The following is a 19,929-nucleotide window of genomic DNA, read 5'->3' on the forward strand; positions in this document are numbered from 1 at the left end:
TTTATGGAGTTGCGTCATCTACGATGCTTTGTCGTCTTGGCAGAGGAGTTGCATTTCACGCGGGCGGCCGAGAGGCTGCATATAGAGCAACCCCCCTTGTCTCGCGCGATCAAGGAATTGGAAGATGAGCTTGGGGTCACGCTGTTTGACCGCGACCGCAGGGGCACACGGCTGACCGTGGCGGGGGCGGCATTCTTGCAGGACACCCGCCGACTCTTCACTGTCCTGGAGCAAGCGCGTGAAAATGCCAGAGCCATTGCCGCGGGCCTGAGGGGCAGCCTGCGCATTGCAATTTCCGATGGTGCGATGGACCCACGACTATCGGCGTTCCTAGCTCGTTGCCGCGCGGAAGAGCCCGAGGTCGAGATACGTCTCTCCGAGGTACCGCTGACCGAGCAGATACGGGGCCTACGGTCTGGCGACTTCACGATCGGATTTGCACACGCGGCGGATGTTGGCGAAGGCATCGTGGCTGAACCGATCTGGCGAGACCCGATTGTGATCGCCGTGCCAGCGCGGCACTCGCTTCTTGCGCACAAGCAAGTTCCGCTGAACGAACTTCAGGGTCACCCACTGGTTCTGTGCGACAAACTGGCCTGCGAAGGCTACTGCCGAGAACTAAATCGGCTGCTACAGGTTCTGGAACACAGACTCAACGTTGTCGAAGAAGTGTCGTCGCTGGACATGATGCTAACGCTCGTCGGCGCAGGCTATGGGATTGGTTTCATGACGGCGACCAAGATTCCCATCAGCCAGAGGCCGGACGTGGTGATTCGCCCTCTGGCGCAGGACACGGCGGTAATCACAACCTATCTGCTTCGGCCAGAAAGCAGCAACTCATCGGTTTCGCTGGATCGCTTCATCGAACGTCTGCGAGGACCTCCGGATGACTAAAGCGTCAATGCCTATCTGAATCGTGCGCCGCGGCACGAAGATTGCGTTCGGCTGCGCTGACGAGTTCCGCAGCACTGAGCTTGAGTCCGGCGGCGATTCTTAAGATCAGAGCGAGAGTGGGCATGTGCTCCCCACGCTCTATTTTGCCCATGTGCGATCGCTCGATCCCTGCTTTCGCAGCCAGTTCTTCCTGAGCAACACCTTGCGTCAGGCGGGCGACACGAACGGCCGCTCCGAATGCCAACGCTGGCTCGGCGTCGAAAGTGGTAGTTCCTGGGGGACGGCCTCGTCGGACAGTTCGCTTCTCCATCCTTGGAAGCGTCGAACAGTCCAAACAATTTAACCACGTTAAGTTTAACTCAAACTAGCTATCATGAAGACTTTCCATCCTTGTCTTATCGCTTCTTGGGGCCTCTCATGCACGACGCCACCAGCCCACGCCCACAGCTCAGGCTCGCCATAGCGCCTGGTGTGGCCTCTTCGTACCTAGCTGCATTGCTTGCCCTGCAGCGCGCGGAGGAGCCCGAAGTTTCTATGGAATTTAATGAGGTTACGGCGAGCGATCTCATTACGGGCCTCTACAAACGGCGCTTCGACGTCGGCCTTTCTCTGAAGCAGGTGAGCGATTCTTCGCTGAAGAGTCTTTCTATTTGGTTCGAGGCGACAGCTCTTGCCACGCCGCTGCGATACCCACTGCTCCGGCAGCAGTCAATCAGAATAGACGAACTTAAGGAGCACTCCGTGTTTCGATGGAAGGCCGAATATTCTCCTTCGCTGGACCAGTACCTGTCCTCCATGTCATCAACGGAAAGGCCGAATGTCCAGCATGTCAGTTCTTTTGAGATGTTATTGCTCTGGGTCGCAGCTGGATATGGCGTAGGGATTTCCTCGCGATCACGCATCGAAACCGCTAGCCAGTGCGGAATCTGCACGCGCCCAATAGCCGATGGCCCCTACGAGGTCATTACGCACCTGCAGCGACTCTCGGGACAGACGAATCTTGTAGCTGATCGATTTGAGCTTAGAGCCTTGCGAGTTGCCGAGGCGCGTAAAGCATGACAACCACGTGCGGTGCCCGCCCTTGCCGGTGGATTTGCAGCGGGTGCCGGTTCGGGCCAAGGCGCCGTCCAGACGCATCAATTCATCCTGGAAACTGACCTTGATCAATTCAACTCCCTACAACTTCCAATAGTATGTCCGCATGATCGGCTTAAGGCGCCTTCTCGCAAGATGGAGCCGCTGGATTACCAGCGGCCTAGTCGTAACCTTGCTTTTCTCGCAGGTTGCGATGGCGATGTACGTCTGTCCCAAGCCAGACCCGAGGGCATCTGTGGAAACCACGCAAATGCGTGCCACGATCTCGATGCAGCAGGCTGACAAGTTGCCAATGTCGGATTGCACCGGCATGCCTGATTCCATGGACAGCGAAGCGCCACAGTTGTGCCACGCTCATTGCAGTGGCGATCGGGAGTCGGCGCTTTCATGGCAGGGGCTGGACATTCAGTTTCTCGCGGCGCACGTGATGTGGCTCGCCAACTCGCTGCCCGGGTTGGTTCTCGACCGGGTAGCCCTCAGAGCGTGTTCAAAGTCTTTTGAGCAAGAGCACCAAGAATGCCAAGTGGACGAACTGCAGGCTGGTGTTGAGCCATCGCTCGCAGTTCTTCCACAGCCTCCTGTTCTTGTCCAGCCAGGCAAAGCTGCGTTCCACGACCCAGCGCTTGGGCATCACTTTGAAAGTGTGAAGCTCGCTTCTCTTGGCGATCTGCACCGTCACATGCCCTCCCAGAATCTGCTGCACGCCTTGCGCGAACGGCCGACCGATGTAGCCTGCATCGCACAGCAGGCTTTGTAGCCGGCTCAACCGGGGCTTGCAGCGCTGTAGCGCCTGCAGTGCGCCTTTGCGGTCCGTCACCTCGGCCGTGGTCACCGCTATCGCATGCGGCAATCCCTGGGTGTCCACCGCGATGTGGCGCTTGATGCCCGAGACCTTCTTGCCTGCGTCATAGCCCTTCAAGCCCGCCGTGTCCGTGTTCTTCACGCTCTGCGCGTCCACGATCAAGAGCGTGCTGCAGGCGTTGCGCCCCAGTTTCTCGCGGGCCGCGCCAACCTGATTTTTTTAATGCCTGCTCCAGCAGGCTGCCACCCTCGCGTGGCTCGCTCCAGATGGCAAAGTACGAGTGCACGGTGCGCCATTTGGGAAAGTCGCTGGGCAGTGCCCGCCACTGACAGCCCGTGCGCAGCAGGTACAGCACGGCGCAGAACACCTCGTACAGCTCCACTTTGCGTGGGGCAGTCTTTCTGCGCGCACTCTCCAGCAATGGCCGGATCACCTCGAACTGCTCGCGCTTGATGTCGCTGGGGTAGCCTTTTCTCACCCAGCGAGCTTCTCACATCAAGAGGGCGAGACTTTGAACACGTTCTCAGGCGGCACGTTACCTACATTCCTCCCAATCCCCGCGCGGGCTTTCCGCCGATCTACCTCACGTTCCAAGTCCTGCGGAATTGATTTATGTGTCCGTGCTCGCCGCGCACCGATGCGGCAGACCACGTGATTTCGTGAATACCAATTCCGAGGACAACCATGTTTACTCCCTTTTTTGGCGCCCCCGAGGGGCGCCCGTCGGCGTACGGCCGAGGCACAACGCCGGCCTCGATGCGAGTGCATCGTCTGAAAGCTATCAGCATCGCGTTGGCGGGCAGTGCGCTTGTCTCGCCTGTAGCCTACGCCCTCGATTTTGCTGAGGCACGCCTTATCGCGGAGCAGCAGAGCCCACGCATAAGCGCGCAGCAGTTGCAGGTTAACGTCGCCGAATCCGTGCAGAAGGCAGCAGGCTCGCTGCCCGACCCCAAGCTCTCGCTCGGCATCGAAAACTACCCCATCAGCGGCATGGATCGCTGGAGCATGACGCGCGAATCCATGACGATGCAGCGCTTGGCGCTCATGCAGGAAGTGCCCAACAGGGCCAAGCGCGACGCCCAGGTCGCCAGCGCGCAGGCGCGTGTGGATCGAGAACGCGCGGCGCTGGTTTTGCAGCGATTGCAGATCCGCCAGGAACTCAGCCTGGCGTGGATCGCCGCGCAGGCGGTGGAGCAACGGGAGATACTGCTGACGGAACTGCTCGCGGAGAACCAGCGCCTGCAAGACAGTCTCCCCGCTCGCGTCGCCGGCGGCACCGCCCAGGCTGGCGATCTGTTGGTCGCGGAACAGGAGGCGCTGACACTCACGGACCGCCGTGACGATCTACAGCGGGACCGGGCCAAGGCCAGGGCCGCGTTGCGGCGCTGGGTGGGCTCCAGGGCCGACGAAGCACTGCAAGGCGATCCAGGCCCGCTCACTCGCCCCGTCGCGCAACTGCGCACAGAACTGGCGAATCACGCGGAGCTTGAACTCTATCCGGCGATGCAAAGCATGGCCCGGGCCGAGTCCCGCGAAGCCCAATCAGAGACCCGCGGCGATTGGGCCTGGGAGATAGCCTATAGCCGGCGTGATCGCCGATGGGGCGACATGGTGTCATTTCAGGTGACATTCGATCTGCCTTGGCAGAAGGATCGACGCCAAGTGCCCATGATCGAGGCAAAACGGCACGAGTTGGAACGTCTGGACGCCGAACGCGAAGACGTGGCGCGGCGGCATTTGCAGGAGCTGGACGACAGCGCCGCCGAACTCCAAGCGTTGAACAGCCAGATCGACCGCCTGCAGACCGCCGGCTTGCAACTGGTACGGAACCGAGCGGCGCTTGCATTGAGCAACTACCGATCCGCCAAGGGGGACCTGAGCGCTGTGCTCAGTGCACGCGCCCAGGTGCTGGAGACGCGCATGCGTCTGATCGACCTTGGAGCGCAGCGCGACAGCCTCGTCGCCCGACTGAACAGCCTGATCGCGGACTGAGTGGAGACCCTCGCCATGAATACCTCTTCGAGAAACATCCTTGCCGGCTTGACGCTGGTTGCTGCCGGTATTGCCGTTGGATGGGGCGTCGCCCAATGGCGCGCCGGCCACCTCAGCGGCTCCCCCGCTGCCAACGTCTGTTGGCGCGCACTTAAAACTGACCCAGGCTGCGCGTTGAACTTTGACCCACCCGGTGTACGGGGCTGAGGGTATCAGTTGGTGGTCTGGGTGGTGGCCTCCTTTGCCCTGATTCTGGCTTTGGTCTTGTTGGCGGCGGTGCTGTTGCGCAGCCGCCAGGAGTCGTTGCCGGTCTCCAGGATGTGGCAGTGGTGGGTGATGCGATCCAGCAGCGCGGTGGTCATCTTGGCGTCGCCGAACACCTGACCCCATTCGGAGAAGGCCAAGTTGGTGGTGATGGCGAGGCTGGTGCGCTCGTAGAGCTTGCTGATCAGGTGGAACAGCAGCGCGCCGCCTGAGGGGGTGAACGGCAGGTAGCCCAGTTCATCGAGGATGACCAGGTCGGCATAGGTCAGGCGCAGGGCGATCTGCCCGGCCTTGCCCTGGGCCTGTTCCTTCTCCAGCGCATTGACCAGTTCGATGGTGGAGAAGAAGCGCACGCGCAGGCGATGCTGGCGCACGGCCTGGATGCCGATGGCGGTGGCCAGGTGGGTCTTGCCGGTGCCCGGTCCACCGACAAGGACGACGTTCTCGGGGGTGTGGATGAAGTCACCCTGGTGGAGTCGTTCGACCAGTGCGCGATCAACGGGACTGGCCGCGAAGTCGAACCCGAGCAGGTCACGATGGACGGGGAAACGTGCGGCCTTCATCTGGTTGGCCTGGGCACGAACCTGCCGTTCGGCGGACTCGGCCTGCAGCAGTTCGGCCATCCAGTGTTCGGGCTCCATGGTGTGCAGGCGCATCTTGGCCAGCAGTTCGGGCCACTGGCTGGCCATGCCGTGCAGCTTGAGCTGCTGCATGCGCAGCGGCAGGTCAGGCGTCGACATGATCTGCCTCCCGCAGGGCGTCGTAGCGGGCCGGATCGGACACCGGCGGATGACGCAGCGTCACTCGCGAGGCGACCGTCTCGATCGTGCGGTCCGGATGCTGCAATCGCCCCAGCACGTTGAGCACGTGGTCGGCGCGCACCAGGCCGGACTCGAGTGCCAGTTCCACCGCCACCAGTACCGCTTCGAGCCCGTGCACGGGTACGGCGGCCAGCACCTGGGCCATGGCGCGGTCGCCGTGAGGCTGGCGCAGCAACACCTGCTGCAGCTTGCGCAGCGGATCGGGCATGGACAGGAACGGCGCGCCGTCACGCAGTGCCCCCGGCTTGCGCTGGACCAGGGCGATGTAGTGCTGCCAGTCGTAGTGGACCCGATCACGCTCGAAGCTGCGCCGGTGGCGGGCGACCTCGGCCTCGCCGACCACCACGGCCAGTTCGAAGGGATACACGCGCAGGCTGGCGACGGCGTGGGCGTGTTCGCACGGCACGCTGTAGCGGTTGCGCTGGAAGCTGACCAGCGCGGTCGAACTGACCCGCACCGGCCGCTCGATGTAGCCGTCGAAGGGCGCGGGCATCGGCATCAGGTGGGGCTGTTCGTCCTCCAGAGCTTCGGCCACGGTGATGTCGGAGGCATCCGGATGCGCCTGCATCGGCCAAGCGGCGCGGCACTCGCTGGCGAGCCAGGCATTGAGGGTGTCCAGATCTGGCCAGTGGCGGGCCCCGGCCTCGATCCAGATCTGTCGGCGCCGGTCCTGCACGTTCTTCTCGACCCGCCCCTTCTCCCAACCCGCGGCGCGGTTGCAGAACTCCGCGGCGAACAGGTAGTGGCTGGTCATGGCGTGGAAGCGGGCGTTGACCCGCCGTTCCCGGTGCTGGCCGATCCCGTCCACCGCCGTCTTCATGTTGTCGTAGATGCCGCGGCGCGGCACGCCACCGAAGGCGGTAAACGCCTGGGTATGAGCATCGAACAGCATCTCGTGGCTCTGGGTGGGATAGGCCACCAACCAGAAGGCGCGGCTGCAGGCCAGCTTCACGTGGGCGAGATCCAGCGGCATCTTGGCGTGGCTGCCGACGAAGGCGTACTCGCGGCTCCAGTCGAACTGGAAGGCTTCACCCGGAGGAAAGTGCAACGGCACGAAGGCCGGGCGGCGGCTGGCGCCGCCGGCCGCCTTCCACTGGCGGATGAAGGCCGTCACCCGGGTGTAGGTGCCCGGATAGCCGATCGCCTGCAACTGCGAGAACAGCACCTTGGCGGTGCGTTGTTCCCGCCGGGGACGATGGCTGTCGGCACGCAGCCACGTCTCCAACTGGGACCGGTAGGGATCGAGCCGGGAGGGCGAGGCTCGCCTGGGATAGACCGGCTCGGACTGGCCGCTGCGCAGCCATCGCCGGATGGTATTGCGGGATAGGCCCGTGCGCTTGGCGATCTCGCGCAGCGGCAGGCCATCGCGGAAATGCATCCGCCGGATCTTGGCCAACATGACCATGGTGATCACTCCTGAAATCCCCCGAGCAAAAGATGCTCAGGATGTGGGCTTCAGGTGGGTCAGTTTTACCCGCGCATCACCGCCGAAAGTGGGTCAGTTCTGGATGCGCGCCAACAGCGTCAGGCACTTTCGAGCATTGCCGCATCATTTAGCAACCGTTGAATGCGCTGGCGAGTCTCCTCTGGAATACCTTGCACAGACGAGTCAGGTCCGGGCCTGTTTGGCTGCTGCTGGGTGCCCGCGATGACCCGCACGACCATGCCCAAATTTCCTGGTGTCACGATGTCGATGGCTGCGCGATCACCCAGGTCCGGATGTGGGCGGGTCAGCATCCGGTACAGGTCCCACGGATCCGCATGCGGGCACTGGTTCATGAGCACCTGTGCCAGCTTGTGCTTGAGGGGTACCAGCTGCCAGTCGGGCACGCGTTGCCCGCGGTTGCCCAAGCTGATGGACAGCAGCTTGCCCGCCTTCAGCTCGCGGTTGATCTGGTCCTTGGACTTCCCGGCCAACTTGCCGAACAGCGGGACCGGCAGACTGCTCGGCGATTCGTAGATGACCAGCATTTCCTCGCGCTCGCGCTGGATGACAGACACCTCCGGCTCTGGCGCATGCGTCGGGGGCGGTGGTACCTGCGACAGTCGCTGGAATGTGATTCCCCCGTCGTTTGGCGTCACGACGATGGGTTCGGCCACCACAGGCGGAACGGATGCCGCAGAAGCAGCAGCGACGATGGTGTTGGGCTTGTCCTCCTCTGCCATGGCCGGCACGCCCTCGATATGGATCGTGAGGTGCGCGCTGGCCGCTTCCACTTGGCCCTGTTCGAGCAGATCGAGACGATCCGCCCAGTCCTGCATCATCCGGCGGCGCGGCTCAACATACTTGGCGTGGTTGTAGGCCGAACTCACCTTGTTCGGGTCCGAGTGCGAAAGCTGCGCGTCCACCCAAATCTTGGGATAGCCGATCTCGTTGAGCGCCGTCGAGATGGTTCCGCGGATGCCGTGACCGGTCAGTTGATCCTCGTAGCCCATTCGTTTCAAGGCCGCGTTGAGGGTGTTCTCGCTGATGCGCTTCTTGAGTTCGCTGCGGTGCGTGAGCAGATGGACCTGGGCCGGCCTCATCACACCCAACAGGTAGCGCACGATCTCGATGGCCTGCACGGACAACGGCACGATGTAGGGCGGAACGTCCTGCGGGCGCTTGCCGGCCTTGCGCATCTCGTCTTGGAGTTGCTTGACGATCTGCGGCGGGATGATCCACAGGCCACGGTCGAGATCGAACTGGTCCGGGGTCGCCAGCCGCAGCTCGCCGGTACGCACGCCGGTCAGGAACAGCAGCCGGATGCCGAGTTGGGTCTGCCAACCACGAGGGTTGTAGAGCCTGAGCTTGTGCAGGAACTCGGGAAGCTCCGGAAGATGCAGGTAGGGGTTGTGGTTCACCGGGGGCTTGGGCTCGGCCACCACGTCCAGGTCGGAGGCCGGATTGGCTTCCAGCCCCTCCACGATGACGAGGGCATAGCGGAACAACTGCCCCAGCCAGGTGCGGACCTTCTCGGCAGTGGTGAACGCCTTGCGCTCCTCGATCCTCGCCAGGACGCCCAGGAGTTGGGGCCGGCGAATGTCGTAGATCGACATCTGCTTGAGGCTAGGCAGCACGTCCTTGTTGAAGATCCGCAGGATTTGCGACAGCGTGCTGTTCCTGCCCTCCTTGATTTCCTTGCGGCGATGCTCGACCCACGCATCGAAGACGGCCTTGAAGGTGTAGTCGGCCGCAAGCTTGACCGCGTGTCGCTTCTGTTTCCGATCGGTATGGGGGTTGACGCCCTTTGCCAGAAGCGCCCGGGCTTCGTCGCGCAAGGTGCGCGCTTCGCGCAAACCGATCTCGGGGTAGTTCCCCAGGGAGATGCGCTTTTGCTTGCCGAGCCAGTAATAGCGCAAATGCCACGACTTGCCGCCGGTGCGGGCGACCACCAGGCCGAGGCCATCGGTGTCGGGGATGCTGTAGGTTTTCTCGGCGGCCTTGGCTTGCCGCACGGTCAGATCAGAGAGTGTCATCATCAAGCTCCTAAGTCTTGGACTTAGGCCCGATGCTGCTTGTCATCCCGATCCAACCCCAGCAACAACCCGGAACCGGCACGACCCGCATTCTTTGGCCTTGTTTTTGGCCTCAAAAATGGTGGCTGTCAGTGGACTTTCGTGGCTTTCGCTGGAATGAAAAAAGGAGCCGAAGCTCCTCTTTTCAATGACTTACAGACGTCAGTGGAAGTCTGTAGATCATAAATTGGAGCGGGAGACGAGTCTCGAACTCGCGACCTCAACCTTGGCAAGGTTGCGCTCTACCAACTGAGCTACTCCCGCGGGGTACTGCTTACAGCCATTGCTTATGCTGTATTCCTGCTTTGCCGAAGGAAATTCCTGCTGGAACCGCCACCGGTTTTGGTGAAGTTTGAGAAGCTTTTCTCAAAGGCCGTGTCCACCAAAGACAGCGATTATACACAGAATTTCACGCTTGTGTAGCGGGGCGCGTGGGGCGAAGAAAAAAAGCGTCGGGCCCGGTTTCCGCGCCTATCGCCGAGGCAAAACCCGGCCCATGGGCGTCATGGTCGAACGTGCGGGGATTGCGGCGTTCCGAGCTGGGCGCCGCGCCATAGACCGCGCGGTAGGTCTTGCTGAAATGGCAAGGCGATTGAAATCCGCATGCGGTGGTGATGTGCGTGATCGACATCGGCGTCTGCCGCAGCAGTGCCCGCGCATGCCGCAGGCGCAGGCTCAGATAATGTTGCTTGGGCGTCGTGCCCAGGTGCTCGCGAAACAGACGTTGCAGTTGCCGCTGCGATGCGCCCGACAGTTGCGCCAGTTCCTCCAGCGACAGCGGCTCTTTCAGATTGACCTCCATCAGCGCGATCACCTCTGCCAGCGCGGGATGCGAGGCGGGCATGCGAATCGACGTCGGCATGCGTTGCCTGTCCTTGTGGTCGCGCACGTGCCCGATGGTGAATTGGTTAGCGATCAGCGCGACGATGGCGGGTCCCACGGATTCGCCCACCAGGTTAAGCATCATGTCCAGCGGCGCGGTGCCGCCTGTACAGGTGATGCGGTCGCGATCGATCACGAACAGCTTGTGCGACAGCCTGCTATGCGGAAATTCGCTGCGCAGCGCGACCAGGTCTTCCCAGTGCATGGCGCAGGTATAGCCGTTGAGCAGACCGGCCTGCATCAGCGTGTGCGCGCCGGTGCACAGGCTGCCCAACGTTACGTCGCACGCCGCCAGGCGCCGCAGCCAGTCTCGCGTGGCCGGGTCGTTGTCCACGCGGTTGCGCTTGCCGCCGCAAACGAACACGGCGTCGGGCAACGTGGCCTCGTCCAGCACGTCGGCGTGCACCTGCAAGCCATTGCTGGCCGTGATGGGTCCGCATGACGGCGCTACCACCGACCAACGGTAATACTGCCCGCCCAACAGGTGGTTGGCCATGCGCAGCACTTCAATCGCCGTCGAGAACGACAGCATCGTGAACTGCGGCAAGGGCAGGAAACCGAAGTGGCGCAGGTGCCGGCGATCACGGTTTGGCGAACGTGCAGTCATGGCTAGGCTCCTTGGTAGGAATACACGGACTGAATGCCGGTACTGACCTTCCGGCAGTTGACCGTTGCAATCGTAGGCCAGCCGGACGCGTCTGCCCTTAGGAACAATACGAAAATTGCAGAGGATTACGACATATGCCTTTGCGCGCTGTGCGACCCCCTGTCGCAATCGGACAAGATGTGGTCCGGTTCAGATAACAGTGCACATGACCTTTAAGAAAGAATGCTTCACAGGCCCCGCTTACGCCGGATTCTTGAACGTCATTGCTCCTTCAGGCAGGTCGACATGTTCCAGTCTTCATCCCCGTTCTTCTCATCGCCGCTCGACAAGCGCGATCCCGTCGTGATGGCCATGCAGGACCGGGAACTGCGCCGCCAGCAAACCCAGATCGAGCTGATCGCGTCCGAAAACCTGGTGTCGCGCGCCGTGTTGCAAGCGCAGGGTTCTGTGCTGACCAACAAGTACGCCGAAGGCTACGTCGGCCGGCGCTATTACGGCGGCTGCGACCACGTGGACGAGGTAGAGTCGCTGGCGCTGCTGCGCGTACGCGAACTGTTTCACGCCGACTACGCCAACGTGCAACCGCATTCCGGCGCGCAGGCCAACGGCGCGGTGATGCTGGCGCTGCTGGAACCCGGCGACACCGTGCTGGGCATGTCGCTGGATGCCGGCGGGCACCTGACCCACGGCGCACGGCCGGCAATGTCGGGCAAGTGGTTCAACGCGGTGCAGTACGGCGTGCGCCGGGAAGACAGCCTGATCGATTACGACGAGGTCCGGCGACTGGCGCTGGAGCATCGGCCCAAGCTCATCATCGCGGGGTTTTCAGCCTACCCCAGGCAGCCCGACTTTGCCCGCTTTCGCCAGATCGCCGACGAAGCCGGCGCCATGCTGATGGTCGACATGGCGCATATCGCGGGCCTGGTGGCGGCGGGCAGGCACCCCAGCCCGGTGCCGCACGCACATGTCGTCACGTCCACCACGCACAAGACCCTGCGCGGCCCGCGCGGCGGCTTCATCCTGACCAATGACGGCGCCATCGCCAAGAAGATCAATTCCGCCGTGTTTCCCGGCTTGCAGGGCGGACCCCTGATGCACGTGGTGGCGGCCAAGGCGGTGGCCTTCGGCGAGGCGCTGCATACGGACTTCAAACGCTACATCGACCGCGTGCTGGCAAACGCCGACGTGCTGGGCGACGTGCTGCGTGAAGGCGGCATCGACCTGGTTTCCGGCGGCACCGACAACCACCTGCTGCTGCTCGACCTGCGTTCCAAGGGGCTGACCGGCGCGCATGTCGAGCGCACGCTGGAACGCGCCGGCATCACGTGCAACAAGAACGGCATTCCGTTCGACACGCAAAAGCCGTCGGTCACTTCCGGCATCCGGCTGGGCACGCCGGCCGCCACCTCGCGCGGGTTTGGCGAAGACGAGTTTCGCGCCGTGGGCGAAATGATCGTGCATGTCGTGGACATGCTGGCCACCAGCCCCGACGAACACGAAGCAACCGAACGACGCATTCGAGCTGAAGTCCACGCGCTGTGCCAGCGCCATCCCATCTACTAAGCGGCACAACATCGGGGGGGGAAATCCCATGGCTACGCTGCATCAGAAAAGCATGGTTATCGACGGCCTGATCATCTCGAAATGGGACCGGTCCGTTTTTGAAGACATGAAGCAAGGCGGCCTGACCGCGGCCAACTGCACGGTGTCGGTGTGGGAAGGGTTCGAGCAAACGGTCTCGAACATTGCCGCCATGAAAGCCCTGATCCGCGCCAACGACGATCTGGTCACGTTGGTGCGCACCACGGACGATATCCGCCGCGCCAAGCGCGACGGCAAGACGGGCATCATTCTTGGCTTTCAGAACGGCCAGGCGTTCGAAGACAATCTGGGCGCCATCGAAGCTTTTGCCGACATGGGCGTGCGCGTGGTCCAGCTTTGCTACAACACGCAGAACCTGATCGGCACCGGCTGCTATGAGCGCGACGGCGGCTTGTCCGGTTACGGCCGCGAAGTCATCGCCGAGATGAACCGCGTCGGCATCATGGTTGACCTGTCGCACGTGGGCGCCCAAACCTCCGAAGAAGCGATCCTGGCATCGACCCGGCCCGTTTGCTATTCGCACTGCCTGCCGGCGGGCCTGAAAGAACACCCGCGCAATAAAAGCGACGCGCAACTGCGGTTTATCGCGGAACGCGGCGGCTTCATCGGCGTGACGATGTTCCCGCCGTTTCTCAAGCGCGGCGTGCAAGCCACGGTGGACGACTACGTCGAAGCCATTGGCTACGTCGTGAATCTGGTGGGCGAAGACGCGGTGGGCATCGGCACCGATTTCACCCAAGGCTACGGACAGCCGTTTTTTGATTGGCTGACGCATGACAAGGGCCGGTACCGCCGGCTGACGGACTTCGGTGCCATCCGCAACCCCGAAGGCATCCAGACGATAGGCCAATTTCCCAACCTGACCGATGCGATGCAGCGCGCGGGCTGGAGCGAAGTTCACATCCGAAAAATACTGGGCGAAAACTGGCTGCGCGTGTTTGGCGACGTCTGGCCTGCCGACGCGCCGGCGGCTTAAGGAGCAACCAACATGAATCCCCAGCTTCCGATCGACGTCAACGAACAGACGGGCGTGTGGAGCACGGACGGCATGCCGATGCTGTATGTGCCGCGCCATTTCTTCATCAACAACCACACGGCGGTAGAGGCGGCGTTGGGCCAGGAGGCCTATGCGCGCATTCTGTACGACGCCGGGCACCGCTCGGCCTACCACTGGTGCAATGAAGAGTCGCGCGAGCATCGCCTGAGCGGGCTGGCGGTTTATGAACACTACCTGATGCGGCTGTCGCAGCGCGGCTGGGGGCTGTTCCGGCTGACGGACGCGGACCCCACCGCGATGACGGCGCGCATCGTGCTGCGCCATTCCGCATTCGTGCTGGGCCAGCCCCAGGGCGAGGGCAAGCGCTGCCACATGTTTGCCGGATGGTTCGCGGGGGCGATGGACTGGGTGGCCGACCAGCACGGCGGCGCCACGCGTGCCCAGTGCGTGGAAAGCCAATGCGCCGCCGAAGGGCACGCGCACTGCGAGTTCACCGTTAGCCCCATCACCTGAGGCCGGCATGCGTTATCCCCACCTGTTTGCGCCACTGACGCTGAACCGCCTGGTGCTGCGCAATCGCATCGTCAGCACCGCGCACGCCGAAGTGCACGCGGACCCGGGCGGCTTGCCGGGAGACCGCTACATTGCCTACTACGAAGAAAAGGCCAAGGGCGGCCTTGGCCTGGCCATCTGCGGCGGCTCCAGCCCCGTGTCGCTGGATAGTCCGCAAGGGTGGTGGCGGTCGGTCAACCTGACCACCGACCGGGTCATCGAACCGTTGGCCAGACTTAGCGAAGCCATGCATCGCCACGGCGCCAAGGTGATGATCCAGGCAACGCACATGGGCCGGCGTTCGGCATGGCACGGGGAGCATTGGCCGCACTTGCTGTCGCCGTCCGGTGTGCGCGAGCCCGTGCATCGGGGCAACGCCAAGACGATTGAAGTCGAAGAGATCGGCCGCATCATCAGCGACTTTGCCGCCGCGGCAAAGCGGGTGCAGCAAGCCGGCATGGACGGCATCGAGATATCCGCCGCGCACCAGCATCTGATCGACCAGTTCTGGAGCCCGCGCACCAACTTTCGTACCGACGCCTATGGCGGCAGCCTGCGCAACCGCCTGCGCTTCGGGCTGGACGTGCTGCACGCCGTGCGCGAGGCGGTCGGCGCCGATTTCTGCGTGGGCCTGCGCATGTGCGGCGACGAATTCCACGACGACGGGCTCGACCACGAGGCGCTGCGCGAAATTGCCCAGGCCATGGCGGACACCGGCCTGATCGATTACCTGGGCGTCATCGGCTCCGGCGCCGACACGCACAATTCCCTGGCCAACTGCATGCCGCCGATGGCGTTGCCCCCCGAACCCTTCGCCCACCTGGCGGCCGGCATCAAATCGGTAGTGCGGATACCGGTGATGCACGCACAAAGCATCCGCGACGCGGTGCAGGCCGAGCGGTTGCTGGCAGCCGGCCATGCGGACCTGGTGGGCATGACGCGCGCGCATATCGCCGACCCGCATCTGGTCGTGAAGATCCGCGACGACCGCGAAGACGAGATCAAACAATGCGTGGGCGCCAACTACTGTATCGACAGGCAGTACGACGGGCTGGACGTGCTGTGCATCCAGAACGCGGCAACGGCTCGTGAAGAAACCATGCCGCACGTGATCGCGCGATCGCGCGGCGTGGAGCGAAAAGTGGTGGTGGTTGGCGCCGGGCCCGCGGGCATGGAAGCCGCGCGCGTGTGCGCCGAGCGCGGGCATGAAGTCGTGCTGTTTGAACGCGCCGCCGCCATTGGCGGCCAGATTCTGCTGGCGGCCAAGGCGCCGCAGCGCGAACAGATGGACGGCATCGTGCGGTGGTTCGCGCTGGAGCTCAAGCGCCTGGGTGTGGACTGCCGCCTGGGCGCGCTGGCAACCGAAGAAATGGTGTTGGCGCAGCGCCCGGATATTGTTGTGTTGGCCACCGGCGGACTCAGCCACGTTTACGAACACCAGGGCTGGGGCGTGGCGCGCGGTCTGGCCGTGAGCTCCTGGGACATACTTTCCGGGCAGGTCGAGCCCGCGAAAAACGTGTTGGTGTACGACGGCGTCAGCACCCACGCGGGGGCGGGGGTAGCCGACTTCCTGGCCAGCCGGGGTGCGCACGTCGAGATCGTTACGCCCGACACCAAGGTGGCCGAGGACGTGGGCGGCACCACGTTCCCGATCTTCTACCGCCGCCTGTATGCGCAGCAGGTAGTGCTGACGCCCAACCACTGGCTTGAACGCGTCAGTGCGGAAGGCGACAAGAAGGTGGCGCTGCTGCGCAACGAATACACCGAAGATCGCGAAGAGCGCGTGGTGGATCAGGTGGTCATTGAAAACGGCATCGTGCCCAATGACGCGCTGTACGGCATGCTCAAGCGCAAGTCCGTCAACATGGGCCAGACCGACCTGCACGCCTTGTATGCGGCCGACCCGCAGCCCGCGCTGGGCCAGCCTCTGGGCGACGGCCGTTTCCTGCTGTTTCGGGTGGGCGATTGCGTGTCGATGCACAACATCCACGCCGCCATCTATGACGCATTGCGGCTGTGCAAGGACTTTTGACCATGGAACAGTTTGCCGTCGTGGTTACCGCACTGTTCTGGGTGTCGCTGCTTGGGGTCTGCGTCGGCGGATGGCGGCGGGCTGCCTTGTGGCGCGTGGGCCGGGCCGCGCCGGTGCGCTGGCTGGATTTGTTGGCGGTGCCCAAGCGCTATTTTGTCGACCTGCATCGCGTGGTGGCGCGCGACCCGTACATCGCCCGGACTCATGTGGCGACGGCGGGCGGCGCGGTCGCGGCCATGGTGCTGGTGGCCATCAACTACGGCCTGGCGCTGTACTCGCCCGTGTTGGATATGGCCATTGCCGTGGCCGCCCTGGTGATGCTGGGCGGGCTGATATTCGTCTGGCACCGCCGTCGCAAACCGCCCAAGCGCCTGTCGCGCGGACTGTGGGACCGCCTGCCCTGGATGCTGGGCGCATTGGCACTGGGCCTGTTGCTGCTGGGCGGCGTGTCCGCGCCCTGGCTGGCGGGCGCGGCCGGCCTGGGCACCGTGGCGCTGCTGGCGCTGGGCGCCTGGGAGCTGACGGTCGGCATGGCGCGTGGCGGTCCCATGAAACATGCGCTAGCCGGCCTGCTGCACCTGGCTTTTCACCCCCGGCCCGAACGCTTCGGCCGCGCGTTGCCCGGCCAGAAAGCGGCCCTGCGCCCGTTGGCGCTGGGCGGCGACCCGGCGGCCGAGCCCCTGGGCGTGGGCAAACCGGCCGCCTTCGCCTGGAACCAACTGCTAAGTTTCGATGCGTGCGTGCAGTGCGGCAAGTGCGAAGCCGCGTGCCCGGCCTTCGCCGCCGGGCAACCGCTGAACCCCAAGAAGTTGATACAGGACATGGTCGTCGGCATGGCGGGCGGGTCGGACGCCGCCTATACCGGCAGCCCCATGCCGGGTGTGCCCGTCGGCGCACGCGAAGGCGCGGCGGACAAACCGCTAGTGCCCGGCCTGGTGGCGGCCGAGACGCTGTGGGCCTGCACCACGTGCAGGGCCTGCGTACACGAATGCCCCATGCTGATCGAACACGTGGACGCCGTGATCGATATGCGTCGCCAGCAGACGTTGCAGCACGGCGCCGCGCCCGGGACGGCGCCCACCGTCCTGGCCAACCTGCGCGAGACCGGCACGGCGGGCGGCTATGACCTGGGCGCGCGCCACCACTGGGCGGTGGACCTGAACGTGCCGTGGATACAGCCGGACCAGGCCGTGGACGTGTTGCTGATCGTCGGCGAGGGCGCCTTCGGACTGCGATACCAACGCAGCCTGCGCGCGCTGGTCAAGGCGATGCACGCGGGCGGCGTGGATTTCGCGGTGCTGGGCGACCGCGAGACCGACACCGGCGACATTGCCCGTCGGTTGGGGGACGAAGCCACGTTCCAGGTGCTGGCCACGCGCCTGATCCAGACGCTGGCGGGCCTGAGCTTTACGCGCATCGTCACGGCCGACCCGCACATCCTGCACAGCCTGCGCAATGAATATCCCGCGCTGGGCGGCCTGTACCAGGTGCAGCATCACACCAGCCTGCTTGCCGAACTGGCGGACGCCGGGCGGCTGCGATTCAAGCCGGCTGACGACGCGCGCATCCTGACGTATCACGACCCCTGCTACCTGGGCCGCTACAACGGTGAAACCGAAGCGCCGCGCAAGTTGTTGCGCCGACTGGGCCTGCGTATCAACGAAATGGAACGCCATGGCTTGAACGCGCGCTGCTGCGGCGCGGGCGGGGGAGCGGCGTTGACGGATATTCCCGGCGAGCGCCGCATTCCCGACATCCGCATCCAGGACGCGCGTGATACCGGCGCAAGCCTGGTGGCGGTGGCCTGTCCCAATTGCACGGCCATGCTGGAGGGCGTGGTCGGCCCCCGCCCCGACGTGCGAGACATCGCCGAACTTGTCGCCGACGCCTTGGAGGCATGATGAACCCGATCCGCAGAATCGACCCGCGCAGGCAGTACACCGTGGCGCCTTCGGGTATTCGCCGCCTGGTGCTTGGCGCCGACCCCTCGGGCGATGCCATTGGCCGGCAAGCGCGCCCGGTGCACAAGCCGGTACGCGCCACCGAAGCGTTGCGCTGCGTGCTGGCGGTGGCGCATAGCGATCGCGGGCAGCTGGACGCCCACGCTTGCCAAGCGGTGGCGGCCGCCGCACTGCTGGCCGCGCACGACACCTGGGTGCACCTGCTGGTGTTTGGAGAATTCCAGGGTGATGCCGCCGACTTGGGCGCGGACAGGCTGACCGTCATCGCCACGCCGCCGGCCTATGCGCCCGACGCCGAACTGGCCGTGGTGCTGGCGCTGATGGAGCGCGACCGCCCGCTGCACGTCTTCCTGCCCGACAACGGGCTGCCCGACGGCGACCTGGGCCGACGCCTGGCCGCCGCCACGCGCGAGACGGTCGCCACGCACGTCGTGGAACTGAGCCGAGACGGAGTGGCCAGCCCGTATCGCCAGGTGGCCGTGGGACGTGGCGCCTTCGGCCGCGCGGCATCGACGCCGGTCGCGTCGGCTCACGTCGGCCTGTCGCGGTCGCCGAGCGTGCCGAACCCGCCGACCCTGCCCACCCCCCAACACACGGGTCCAAGACGCACGCGGCGCGCCTTGCCCCGCATCGTGTTGCTGGCCCCGGATGCCGTCGATGATCGCTTGCCCTTCGTGGGCCACGGAGAAGCCGCTCGCGTCATGCCGCTACCGATGACATCGGCCTACCGTGACCATGGCACGCGCACGCTGCCCGCCACGGAAGTGGACTTGGAAGAGGCCGACCTGATCGTGTCCGCGGGTAACGGCATGCGCGACCTGGAAGGCTTTCATGCGCTGGCCGATGAGCTTGGCGCGGCCATCGGCGCCAGCCGCGTGGCCGTGGATGACGGGCGATTCGCGCGGGGCCAGCAGATCGGCGCAACGGGAAAAACCGTCAGCGCCAGCGCCTATCTGGCGTTCGGCATATCGGGCGCGGTGCAGCATCTGCAAGGCATCAAAGACTGCCGCCATGTGATTGCGATCAACCTGGACGCCGCCGCGCCGCTGGTCCGGCGCGCCGACCTCAGCATCATCGACGATACCCAACGCGTGGCGCGGGCGCTGCTCGCCCGCGTCAAGCAGGCGCGAGGCGCGCATCGACATCGTGAGGCTCCCGATGGCTGACCTGCGCATTGCGGTACTGGTATCGGTTGGCGCGCACCCGGTCAGCGGGGCGGCCCGCTTCAGCCGCAATGACGCGTTGGCCCTGGCCTTGGCGTGGACGATGGCAAGCGGCGACGCCAACGTTGACGTTGTCCATGCCGGCAACCCTGCCGATCCGGCGCTGCGCGACTACCTGGCGCTGGGCGCGCCGACGGTCCATGCCATCGACGTGCCGCCGGGGCGCGACGTTGCGGAGGCATTGGCCGAGTACGTGCGCGGGTACGACCTGGTGCTGTGCGGCACGCGCGCGGAAAGCGGCGACGGCAGCGGCCTGCTGCCCTATCTGGTGGCGCAGAAACGGCACCTGCCTTTGTTGCCCGCCGTGCTGTCGGCCCGCATCGACGCGGGCAGCGTCGTCACGCAGCAATGCCTGCCCAAAGGGCGGCGGCGGGAAGTGGCCGCAACCCTGCCCGCGGTGGTGGCCGTGCATCCGCTGGCGGCGTTCGACGTGCGGCACGTCTATGCGCAAGAGCGCGCCGGGCAGGTGACGACGCACGTGCCCAAGGTTCCGGCCGCGGCGCTGGCCGCCACGCGCATCGAGGCCGCCACGGGCAGCCCGCGCAAGTTGGCGGCGCGTGAATCGCGGTCGGGGCGCGCGCGCCTGCTGGCGGCCATCACGATGGAAAGCCGTGGCGGCACAGTCATCACCGAAGGAACTCCCGACGAAAAGGCGCAGGCGGTCATCGACTACCTGCGCACCCACAGCCTGATCGACTACTGAGGTG

At 64.5% G+C, this 19,929-nt stretch carries 16 protein-coding genes and 1 tRNA gene; 10 read left to right on the forward strand and 7 right to left on the reverse strand.

All coding sequences use genetic code 11. The features are described from left to right. The first annotated feature begins 3 nt into the window (after positions 1–3). The gene (locus KYT87_RS05110; protein ID WP_003097524.1) at positions 4–894 is read left to right on the forward strand and encodes a LysR family transcriptional regulator; all 891 of its coding nucleotides are present in this window, start codon (positions 4–6) and stop codon (positions 892–894) included. Positions 895–898: 4 nt separating this feature from the next. Here KYT87_RS05110 and KYT87_RS05115 read toward each other — a convergent pair whose 3' ends face one another. Then, positions 899–1,204, reverse strand: a complete 306-nt coding sequence (locus KYT87_RS05115; RefSeq protein WP_003097526.1) for a helix-turn-helix domain-containing protein — start codon at positions 1,202–1,204, stop codon at positions 899–901. Between the two features lie 107 nt (positions 1,205–1,311). Between KYT87_RS05115 and KYT87_RS05120 the strand changes: the two genes are divergently transcribed. Further along, the gene (locus KYT87_RS05120; protein WP_023657317.1) at positions 1,312–1,953 is read left to right on the forward strand and encodes a LysR substrate-binding domain-containing protein; all 642 of its coding nucleotides are present in this window, start codon (positions 1,312–1,314) and stop codon (positions 1,951–1,953) included. A gap of 523 nt (positions 1,954–2,476) precedes the next feature. Here KYT87_RS05120 and KYT87_RS05125 read toward each other — a convergent pair. After that, positions 2,477–3,269, reverse strand: a protein-coding gene (locus tag KYT87_RS05125) for an IS5-like element ISStma16 family transposase (RefSeq protein WP_086009121.1) whose coding sequence is annotated in 2 segments (ribosomal slippage) — positions 2,477–3,011 and positions 3,010–3,269 — 795 coding nt in all. Because the reading frame shifts where the segments join, the coding sequence is not laid out codon by codon here. Positions 3,270–3,475: 206 nt separating this feature from the next. Between KYT87_RS05125 and KYT87_RS05130 the strand changes: the two genes are divergently transcribed. Next, positions 3,476–4,783 carry a TolC family protein gene (locus KYT87_RS05130; protein WP_003097539.1) on the forward strand — a complete coding sequence of 436 codons (1,308 nt, stop codon included), beginning with the start codon at positions 3,476–3,478 and terminating at the stop codon, positions 4,781–4,783. A 212-nt stretch (positions 4,784–4,995) separates the two neighbouring features. On the opposite strand, the gene istB is transcribed toward KYT87_RS05130, so the two are convergent. The 5 genes from istB to KYT87_RS05155 all read right to left on the reverse strand — a co-directional run bounded on the left by istB (position 4,996) and on the right by KYT87_RS05155 (position 10,855). After that, positions 4,996–5,787: an IS21-like element ISPa36 family helper ATPase IstB gene (gene istB / locus KYT87_RS05135; RefSeq protein ID WP_003097544.1), complete on the reverse strand. Its 792-nt coding sequence runs from the start codon at positions 5,785–5,787 to the stop codon at positions 4,996–4,998. Further along, the gene (istA, locus tag KYT87_RS05140) at positions 5,774–7,273 is read right to left on the reverse strand and encodes an IS21-like element ISPa36 family transposase (protein WP_003097546.1); all 1,500 of its coding nucleotides are present in this window, start codon (positions 7,271–7,273) and stop codon (positions 5,774–5,776) included. Before istA ends, istB begins: the two co-directional genes overlap by 14 nt. 119 nt (positions 7,274–7,392) lie before the next feature. Further along, positions 7,393–9,327, reverse strand: a complete 1,935-nt coding sequence (locus tag KYT87_RS05145; RefSeq protein ID WP_003097548.1) for an integrase arm-type DNA-binding domain-containing protein — start codon at positions 9,325–9,327, stop codon at positions 7,393–7,395. 227 nt (positions 9,328–9,554) lie between these two features. Beyond that, positions 9,555–9,630, reverse strand: a tRNA-Gly gene (locus KYT87_RS05150). A gap of 145 nt (positions 9,631–9,775) precedes the next feature. Beyond that, a complete protein-coding gene (locus KYT87_RS05155; protein ID WP_219991775.1) occupies positions 9,776–10,855 on the reverse strand; it encodes a GlxA family transcriptional regulator in 1,080 nt (359 codons plus the stop codon). Between the two features lie 285 nt (positions 10,856–11,140). Here KYT87_RS05155 and glyA point away from each other — a divergent pair, with 285 nt between their 5' ends. The 7 genes from glyA to KYT87_RS05190 are packed head-to-tail and all read left to right on the forward strand — an operon-like array spanning position 11,141 to position 19,925. Continuing rightward, entirely contained in the window at positions 11,141–12,418 is a 1,278-nt protein-coding gene (glyA, locus tag KYT87_RS05160) for a serine hydroxymethyltransferase (RefSeq protein ID WP_046803461.1), read from the forward strand. A gap of 28 nt (positions 12,419–12,446) precedes the next feature. Further along, a complete protein-coding gene (locus KYT87_RS05165) occupies positions 12,447–13,433 on the forward strand; it encodes a dipeptidase (RefSeq protein WP_219991776.1) in 987 nt (328 codons plus the stop codon). A 12-nt stretch (positions 13,434–13,445) separates the two neighbouring features. After that, the gene (locus KYT87_RS05170; RefSeq protein ID WP_120154038.1) at positions 13,446–13,967 is read left to right on the forward strand and encodes a 4-vinyl reductase; all 522 of its coding nucleotides are present in this window, start codon (positions 13,446–13,448) and stop codon (positions 13,965–13,967) included. Positions 13,968–13,974: 7 nt separating this feature from the next. Then, a complete protein-coding gene (locus KYT87_RS05175; RefSeq protein ID WP_219991777.1) occupies positions 13,975–16,038 on the forward strand; it encodes an NADH:flavin oxidoreductase in 2,064 nt (687 codons plus the stop codon). A 2-nt stretch (positions 16,039–16,040) separates the two neighbouring features. Continuing rightward, positions 16,041–17,939: a (Fe-S)-binding protein gene (locus KYT87_RS05180; RefSeq protein WP_219991778.1), complete on the forward strand. Its 1,899-nt coding sequence runs from the start codon at positions 16,041–16,043 to the stop codon at positions 17,937–17,939. After that, the gene (locus KYT87_RS05185) at positions 17,936–19,165 is read left to right on the forward strand and encodes an electron transfer flavoprotein subunit alpha/FixB family protein (RefSeq protein ID WP_219991779.1); all 1,230 of its coding nucleotides are present in this window, start codon (positions 17,936–17,938) and stop codon (positions 19,163–19,165) included. Before KYT87_RS05180 ends, KYT87_RS05185 begins: the two co-directional genes overlap by 4 nt. Then, on the forward strand, positions 19,158–19,925 hold the full coding sequence (locus KYT87_RS05190) for an electron transfer flavoprotein subunit beta/FixA family protein (RefSeq protein ID WP_219991780.1): 768 nt from the start codon (positions 19,158–19,160) through the stop codon (positions 19,923–19,925). The genes KYT87_RS05185 and KYT87_RS05190 overlap by 8 nt, the downstream gene beginning before the upstream one ends. Positions 19,926–19,929: the final 4 nt, after the last annotated feature.

The sequence above is a fragment of the Achromobacter sp. ES-001 genome (genome assembly GCF_019448355.1).
Lineage (GTDB): Bacteria > Pseudomonadota > Gammaproteobacteria > Burkholderiales > Burkholderiaceae_B > Achromobacter > Achromobacter spanius_B.